Origin of the sequence: Nocardioides sp. (assembly GCF_034670285.1) — a bacterium.
Taxonomy (GTDB): domain Bacteria; phylum Actinomycetota; class Actinomycetes; order Propionibacteriales; family Nocardioidaceae; genus Nocardioides.
The window spans coordinates 1-6,974 of sequence record NZ_JAXMNS010000187.1 but is presented as its reverse complement, the minus strand read 5'-3'; the positions used below and the strand labels follow the sequence as shown (position 1 = coordinate 6,974).

Annotated in this window: 8 protein-coding genes; 4 read left to right on the top strand and 4 right to left on the bottom strand. The window is 69.5% G+C overall.

What is annotated here, in order from left to right:
* Both VOI19_RS10795 and VOI19_RS10790 read right to left on the bottom strand, forming a co-directional pair.
* A partial coding sequence (locus tag VOI19_RS10795) for a TetR/AcrR family transcriptional regulator (RefSeq protein ID WP_323792971.1) occupies nucleotides 1-414 on the bottom strand: 414 nt, incomplete at its 3' end.
* Nucleotides 415-421: 7 nt separating this feature from the next.
* Nucleotides 422-1,828 (bottom strand): flavin-containing monooxygenase, encoded by a 1,407-nt coding sequence (locus VOI19_RS10790; RefSeq protein ID WP_323792970.1) that lies wholly within the window; start codon nucleotides 1,826-1,828, stop codon nucleotides 422-424.
* A gap of 99 nt (nucleotides 1,829-1,927) precedes the next feature.
* Between VOI19_RS10790 and VOI19_RS10785 the strand changes: the two genes are divergently transcribed.
* Nucleotides 1,928-2,272 carry an AMP-binding enzyme gene (locus VOI19_RS10785; RefSeq protein WP_323792969.1) on the top strand — a complete coding sequence of 115 codons (345 nt, stop codon included), beginning with the start codon at nucleotides 1,928-1,930 and terminating at the stop codon, nucleotides 2,270-2,272.
* A 71-nt stretch (nucleotides 2,273-2,343) separates the two neighbouring features.
* Entirely contained in the window at nucleotides 2,344-3,648 is a 1,305-nt protein-coding gene (locus tag VOI19_RS10780) for a lipase family protein (protein WP_323792968.1), read from the top strand.
* A 20-nt stretch (nucleotides 3,649-3,668) separates the two neighbouring features.
* Here VOI19_RS10780 and VOI19_RS10775 read toward each other — a convergent pair whose 3' ends face one another.
* Together VOI19_RS10775 and VOI19_RS10770 are read right to left on the bottom strand one after the other, a co-directional pair.
* Nucleotides 3,669-4,691, bottom strand: coding sequence for an HNH endonuclease signature motif containing protein (locus tag VOI19_RS10775; RefSeq protein ID WP_323792967.1), 1,023 nt, complete (start codon nucleotides 4,689-4,691; stop codon nucleotides 3,669-3,671).
* Nucleotides 4,692-4,870: 179 nt separating this feature from the next.
* Nucleotides 4,871-5,782 carry an alpha/beta hydrolase fold domain-containing protein gene (locus VOI19_RS10770; protein WP_323792966.1) on the bottom strand — a complete coding sequence of 304 codons (912 nt, stop codon included), beginning with the start codon at nucleotides 5,780-5,782 and terminating at the stop codon, nucleotides 4,871-4,873.
* A 119-nt stretch (nucleotides 5,783-5,901) separates the two neighbouring features.
* Between VOI19_RS10770 and VOI19_RS10765 the strand changes: the two genes are divergently transcribed.
* Together VOI19_RS10765 and VOI19_RS10760 are read left to right on the top strand one after the other, a co-directional pair.
* Nucleotides 5,902-6,240, top strand: a complete 339-nt coding sequence (locus VOI19_RS10765; protein WP_323792965.1) for a hypothetical protein — start codon at nucleotides 5,902-5,904, stop codon at nucleotides 6,238-6,240.
* A gap of 3 nt (nucleotides 6,241-6,243) precedes the next feature.
* Complete coding sequence (locus tag VOI19_RS10760) at nucleotides 6,244-6,912, top strand: matrixin family metalloprotease (protein WP_323792964.1); 669 nt, start codon at nucleotides 6,244-6,246, stop codon at nucleotides 6,910-6,912.
* Nucleotides 6,913-6,974 lie beyond the last annotated feature (62 nt).

The window sequence follows — 6,974 nt, the reverse complement described above, 5'->3', positions numbered from 1 at the left end:
GACCGGACCGACGAACGACGCCCGGTCGGACTCCCACATCTCGCGCACCGGGGCGCTCGTGGCGCGGGCGTCGAGCATCGCGCGGTAGAGGTGCTGGTGCTTCTCCCACGCGCCGAAGAGCGTGCGGATCACGGCCTCGATGTTGTCGGCCGGCGTGCCGTCGGCCGCGAGGTGCGCAGCCGCCGCGAGCGAGGCGTCGTACATCTCCTCCGAGAGCGCGGCCACGGCCACGGCCTTGGACTCGAAGTAGAAGTAGAACGCCGAGCGCGTCACTCCGGCACGTCGCGAGATGTCGGCGATGTTGATCGAGTCGAGCGCGCCGTCGCCCTCCATCAGGTGGTGCTCGAGGGCGGCGAGCAGGGCTGCGCGTCGCTCGTCCCCCTTGGGGGCGTGGTTCTTCTCGCGGGTGGTCATGGGGTGATTATCCGGTGACGGCGGCGACCTGCTCGCGCACGCCCCGCCCGGCGAGGGCGGGTGCGCCGTGCTTCTGGGCACGGGCGCGGCCGGCGGGGATCTCCTTGGTGCGCATGTCGTGCTCGTAGATGTAGTAGTCGACCTGCTGGGTGTGGCGCGGCCGGTCGAGCATGTGGCCGGTGTACTTCTGCTGGTCGGCGACGATGACCTCCTCCATGGTGGCCTCGTCGGGCAGGCGGTAGTTGCCGGTCGCGTAGGCGCCGACCAGGCGGGCCTGGGCCTCGACGAAGGGGAAGAGCGTCGGCGTCGACTGCGCGAACCCGACCAGGGCGAGGTCGTCGATGCCGGGCTTGAACATCCGCTTGTAGAGCGGGATGGCGTTGTCCGGAGCGCTGAGGAACTCGGGGTCGAAGAACGGGAACGTGATGTTGTAGCCGGTGGCGTAGATGATCACGTCGAACTCGGCGCTGGTGCCGTCCTCGAAGTGGACCGTGCGTCCGTCGAGGAGCGAGACGTTGCCCTTGGGCGTGACGTCGCCGGAGCCGAGGCGCAGCGGCAGCTCGACCGACTGGGTCGGGTGGGCCTCGAAGAACTTGTGGTTGGGCTTCGGCAGGCCGTAGAGCTCGGGGTTGGTGCCCGACATGAACTGCATCTTCTGGATGGCCTTGCGCTGCCAGGCCAGGGGCAGGTACGGCGTGGTGACGAAGTACTTGTCGGCCGGCAGCCCGCCGGTGTATTTCGGCACGATCCAGGCGCTGGAGCGCGTGGAGAGGGTGACCTCGTTCTGCAGCGAGCGGCTGGACAGCTCGACGGTGATGTCGGCGGCGGAGTTGCCGAGGCCCACGACCAGGATCTTCTTCTTCGTGAAGTCCATCGGGGTGTAGGGGTCGACGTAGTGGTGCGCGTGGATCGACTCGCCGGTGAACTCGCCGGGGAAGTCGGCCATGCGCGGGTCCCAGTGGTGGCCGTTGCCGACCACGAGGAAGTCGAAGTGGCGACGCTCGCCGGCCTCGTCGAGCAGCTCCCAGCCGCCGCCGGGCAGGCGCTCGGCGTGCATCACGCGGTTCTTGAACTCGATGTGCTCGCGGATGCCGAAGGCGTCGCAGTAGGAGTCGAGGTAGTCCTTGATCAGGGTGTGGTGCGGGAAGTCGGGGTAGTCCTCGGGCATCGGGAAGTCCTTGAAGGACAGCCGGTGCTTGGAGGTGTCGATGTGCAGCGAGCGGTAGGCGCTGCTGTGACCGTTGGGGTTCTCGAACGCCCAGTTGCCGCCGACGCGATCGGAGGCCTCGAACACGGTGACGGGCACGCCGTAGTCGAGGAGCATCTTGGCGGAGGTGAGGCCGCTGATCCCGGCGCCGATGACGGCAGTGGTCGGGAGCGCGGCGGGCGAGGTGCGCGATGTGGTGTGGGTCACGAGACAGACTGTACGTGTCAGTTTTGACACGCGTCAAGAAGTGATCCAGACCACTTGTGGTGGTTGCAGGCGAGATGGAACCAGTTCTAGTTTGACGGCATGGTCAAGGACGGCGGTTTCATCAACTCCGGCGGCGAGAAGATCTTCGTCGAGGAGGTCGAGCGCGCGCTGACCGAGCACGCAGCCGTGCGCGACGTCGTGGTCGTCGGTCGGCCCTCGGCGCGGTGGGGTAGCGAGGTGGTCGCGGTCGTCGAGACCCACGAGGGCGTGGAGGTCACCGACGAGGACCTGCTCGCCGAGTGCGGCCGGCACGTGGCGCGCTACAAGATCCCCAAGGCGATCGCGCGCGTCGAGCAGGTGCAGCGCTCGCCCTCGGGGAAGGCGGACTACCGCTGGGCCAAGGCCCGGGCGGTCGAGGTGGTCGACGTCAGCGTCTCCGGCTGACCGAACGTCCCGGTCGGCCACCTGGTGGCTGGATTCGTTACCTGCCGGTAGCCGGGTGGGACCATGGCGGCATGAGCCAGCACGCGTTCGACTTGGCGGTCCCCCACACCGACGAACGCACCGTCCGTCGGCCGTTGCGTCCCTCCGACGACCCGTTCTACGACTCGCCGGACGATCTTGCGGCGCTGGCGCCCGGCACTGTCGTGCGCAGTCGGCAGGTGCAGGTGGCGTTCCTGGGGCTGATCGCCCAGCGCGGGCTGACCGCCTGGCAGCTCGCCTACCGCAGCACCGACCTCGACGGGCGGGCCGAGGTCGCCGTGACGACGATCCTCATGCCGCGCAAGCACGACCCCGAGGGGCCGCAGCGGCTGGTCGCCTACCAGTGCGCGATCGACGCCGTGTCCGACCGCTGCTTCCCGTCCTACGCCCTGCGCCGCGGTTCCCGGGCGTGGGGCGCACTGCCGCAGTTCGAGCTGACGATCATCGCCGGTCTGCTGGACAGGGGCTACGTCGTCAGCCTCAGCGACCACGAGGGACTGCACGGCCACTTCGCCGCGCCGCGCGAGCCTGGCTACCGCGTGCTCGACGGGATCCGCGCAGCGATGGCCTTCCCGCCGACCGGGGCGACCAGGGACACGCCGGTCGGGCTGTTCGGCTACTCCGGCGGCGGCATGGCCTCGTCCTGGGCCGCCGAGATGGCGCCGCGCTATGCACCTGAGATCACGCTGGTGGGGGCCGTCCTGGGCTCGCCGGTGGGCGACCCCGGCGAGGCCTTCATCAAGCTCAACGGCGGGCTGAACGCCGGACTCCCGGCGTTGGTCGTCTCCGGTCTGCGGCACGCCTACCCAGGTCTCGGCGAGGTCGTGCGCCGACACGTGCACGCCGACGGCATCGAACGCCTCGATCGGCTGCAGGAGATGACGACGGTCACCGCCGTGCTGCGTTATGCGTTCGACGACTTCGACGACTTCCTCGACCCGCCCTTGGCCGACGTCCTCGGCGAGGCCGCAGTGATCGAGGTGTTCAACGACATCCGCCTCGGCGACACCGCTCCGCAGTGCCCGGTCCTGGTCGTGCAGGCGGTGCACGACCAGATCATCGACGTCGACGACGTCGACGGGCAGGTCGCTCGGTATGTCGAGGCCGGCGTCGAGGTGACCTACGTGCGCGACCGGCTCAGCGAGCACCTCTCGCTGATGGTCCTGGGCCTCCCGACCATGCTCACCTGGCTCGAGCGACGGTTCGACCAGGATCCCGAGCCGACCACCACTCGCACCCACACCGTCGTCTCGATGGCGCTCTCGCCGCGGGCGTGGCCGGGTTTCGTGAGGGTGCTCGCCGCTGCTGCCAAGACCGCAGGCGGTCGCGCCGGCTGACGCATCCAGCCGCGGTGCGGCTACGTCCTCATGGGGTACGTCTGGCCGGTGGCGTGGCTCTGGTGGTGGTGGAAGGGGCACAGGAGGACGGCGTCGCGGGTGTTGGTCTCTCCGCCGGTCTTCCAGGGGTTGGTGTGGTGGACGTGGCAGTAGGCGCCGGTGACGTCGCACGCGGGGTGCTGGCAGCCGGCCTGCTCGATGATGAGGGCGAGGCGCTGGGCTTCGGTGTGAAGGCGGTGGGTGCGGCCGAGGTCGAGCACGTGGGCGTCCTTGTCGAGAACGGCGGCGATGATCTTCGCCTCGCAGGCGAGGCGGAGGAGCTGTCCGGGTGAGACCTTGGTGCCGGTGTCGGTGACGCCGGCCTTCTGGGCGCCTGCGGTGAGGGCGTCGGCCTCGGCGGTGATGATGATCGTGGCCGCGACGCCACCCATCTTCGGTAGCTGGGCGACCGGGTAGCGCTCGATGTACTCGCAGAACGCGTGGCCCATTTTCTGCGGGGTGGGCTTGTCGTAGTCGTAGGCCCCGGCACCTTCGGTGGCGCGCACGTGTTTGGGTGCGGCGAGGGCGGCGAGGGCTTTGCGGAGTATCTGGGCTTGGGCCTCGGGGATCGTGAACGAGCCTTTGTAGAGGCCGTCGCCGACGTCGTCGATGGCGGCACCGATCACCGTGGCCTGCTCGGCCAGGACCTCGCCGCGGGCCATGGCGTCACGGGTCTGCTGGTGAGCATCGAGCACCTGGGTGAGGTGGGTGCGGCGGTTGGCCTCACCGCGGGTCATCCGGGTGGTGCGGGCCAGCCAGGCTGCGGTCGAGCCGGCGCCGATCGTGCCGGGCAGGTCGAGGGCCTCGGCCTGGGCCAACAGGCGGGTCTCGACTTCGGCGAGGCGGGCGAGGTCGGCGACCAGGCGGGCGACCGCGGTGGTGGTCTCCTCGGCGCTCAGCGACCAGGCCGGGGTGTCGCTGATGGTGTCGAGCTGGCCCTCGAGGGCGTCGAGGCAGGCCAGGATCGGGTGTCCTGTCCCGGTGCCGTCGAGGTGCCTGCTCATGTGGCTATGCAACCACCGGGCGCCGACACTCCAACGGGCTGAGATCCGCTCAACCACGGGGTTGTGGACAACCTTCGAGCACGGGTGTTTGTGGAGAGGTGGTGGGTATCGCAAGACGTCTCGATACGTCGGCCCGGGCTCCTTCGTCGCCGGCCGACTACTCGACGACCCAGTGGGCGCTATCGGGTGAGGAAGGTGGCCATCTCGTCGACCACCAGCTTCTGCTCGGGCACCGGGAAGATCGGCCAGGCGTGAAGGAGATCGTGGCCGAGCCGCAGCTCGAGGTCGGTGTCCGGGGCCCCGGCCGCGAGGTCGGCGAAGCGCTCGCACTGGGGCTGGAACATCTCCGCGGTGCCGACCCAGGCCTGGATCTCGCCGAGGTCGTGAAGGCCGCCGTGGATGGGGGAGAGCCAGGGGTCGGACGCGTCTCGCGTGCCCCGGTAGAGGTCGACGCAGCCGCGGAGCCCGGTCAGGGACAGCAGGACGTCGTCCTTCGCCGCCGCGATCGTGGCGGCGTCGTCCATGACGAGCTCGACCCACGGGGAGAAGAGCACGGTGCGCGCGGGGCGCTCGTGGCGGGGGACGTCGCGGTCACGCAGCACCTGGAGCAGCACGGTGGCAAGGCCGCCCCCTGCCGAGTCGCCGGCGAGGTCGACGGGCGCGCCGTCGGCCAGCTCCACGACGTGACTCCACGCCTCCAGCGTCGCCGGCACGGTCTCGTCGACGGTGTGCTCGGGGGCCAGCGGGTAGTCGTAGAGGTGGACCGTCCAGCCCCGGTCGACCAGCAGCCGCAGCAACGACCAGTGGTTGTCCTCGACGGTGTAGGCGCCGCCGTGGAGGTAGAACAGGTGCCGCCCGGTGCCGAGCCCGGTGCTGAGCCCGGCGCCGACCTCGCCGCCGCTGCGCGGGCGAGCGGTGACCACGGTGCGTCCGGCCACCGACGTCTCGGTGACGTCGTACGACGTCGCGAGGCTCTTCGGCGCGACGGTGCTGCGCTTGCGGCGGGCGGGCTGGGTCAGTGCCTTGTCGATCACCCGGCCCGGGATCAGACCGAGGGCAAGGACGAAGGCGCGGTGGGCGGTGCTGGGCATGCCAGGCAGCCTAGAACTGACAGCCCCCGAGACGTATCACTGTCCGAGATCGGCGCTCCTCCTCTGCAACGGCAATGACCCCGGGTCTCCGGGAAGGCCGACGACGCAGGAGGAACAACATGGACGCCGACATCGAGCTCAGCGGCAACACCACCACCGTGAAGGGCGACTTCGTCAAGGTGACCGCGGTCGACCTCAACCTCGACGCCCCGGGGCGACGGGTGTCGACCAGCGGACAGCGCCGGGCCCTCGTGCACGACTTCACCGACGGCCTCACCCTGAACTGGTCGCGCGACTACCCCGGCGGCATCACCCTCAACGGCGTCGTCACCTGCCCCAACACCCTCCATGTCGACAAGCCGGTCGGCTACGGCACCTACGACGTCGGCGCGACGCTGAGGTCGCTGACCGACCAGATCAACGCCCTCACGGCGCGGGTCACCGCCCTGGAGAGCTGAGCCATGGTCGCGATCCGCCAACGAGCGACCTGCATCGGGCTGGGCAGCGGCACCCTGTCGGTCCGCCGAGACCTGCTGGGGCAGCTCACCAACACCGTGACCGTCGACCTCAGGGCCGAGCTCGACCGACTCGGTGCCAAGTACGTGCACGTCAACTGCATCCGGGTCGGGTCCGAGCAGTTCACCACGGGCGACCTCGCCGAGATCGACCGCGCGATCGACCTCACCCGCCGGTTGTATGCCGGAGCCGGGCGCGCCATGGGTGTCGGTCGGGTGGAGCACTACGTCATCCCCAACGCCGACGATCGTGGTCGAGATGTCATCAACTCCCACGGTGAGGCCGAGACCCTCACCGACGAGTGGACGGTTCCCAACGACGCCCTCGACCTGTTCTTCGTCCGGTTGTACGTCGGCAGCACCGCGGGGCTGTCACGCGTCGACGGCCCGTGCAACAAGGACGCCAAGGGGATGGACGGCAGCGTCGTGGAGATGAACGCCGGCGGCGGGGTCAGCGACTTCGCCACGGCTCACGAGCTCGGTCACTACCTCGGGCTCTCGCACCGCAACAACAGCTCGGCGCTGATGAACCCGAGCGTGCCCAACGGGGGCGGGATCACCACCTCCGAAGCCGACAACATGCGCAACCACTGCCGCATGAAGAACCCCTGCTGAGGAGCGCGACATGTCTGTGATCATCGGAGACCCGAAGGACCGGACCATCGAGGTGGCCCGAG

Coding starts and splice junctions, on each gene's coding strand:
- VOI19_RS10780 (WP_323792968.1), top strand. CDS start 2,344: ATGAGCCAGCACGCGTTCGACTTGGCGGTCCCCCACACCGACGAACGC.
- VOI19_RS10785 (WP_323792969.1), top strand. CDS start 1,928: ATGGTCAAGGACGGCGGTTTCATCAACTCCGGCGGCGAGAAGATCTTC.
- VOI19_RS10765 (WP_323792965.1), top strand. CDS start 5,902: ATGGACGCCGACATCGAGCTCAGCGGCAACACCACCACCGTGAAGGGC.
- VOI19_RS10770 (WP_323792966.1), bottom strand. CDS start 5,782: ATGCCCAGCACCGCCCACCGCGCCTTCGTCCTTGCCCTCGGTCTGATC.
- VOI19_RS10775 (WP_323792967.1), bottom strand. CDS start 4,691: ATGAGCAGGCACCTCGACGGCACCGGGACAGGACACCCGATCCTGGCC.
- VOI19_RS10760 (WP_323792964.1), top strand. CDS start 6,244: ATGGTCGCGATCCGCCAACGAGCGACCTGCATCGGGCTGGGCAGCGGC.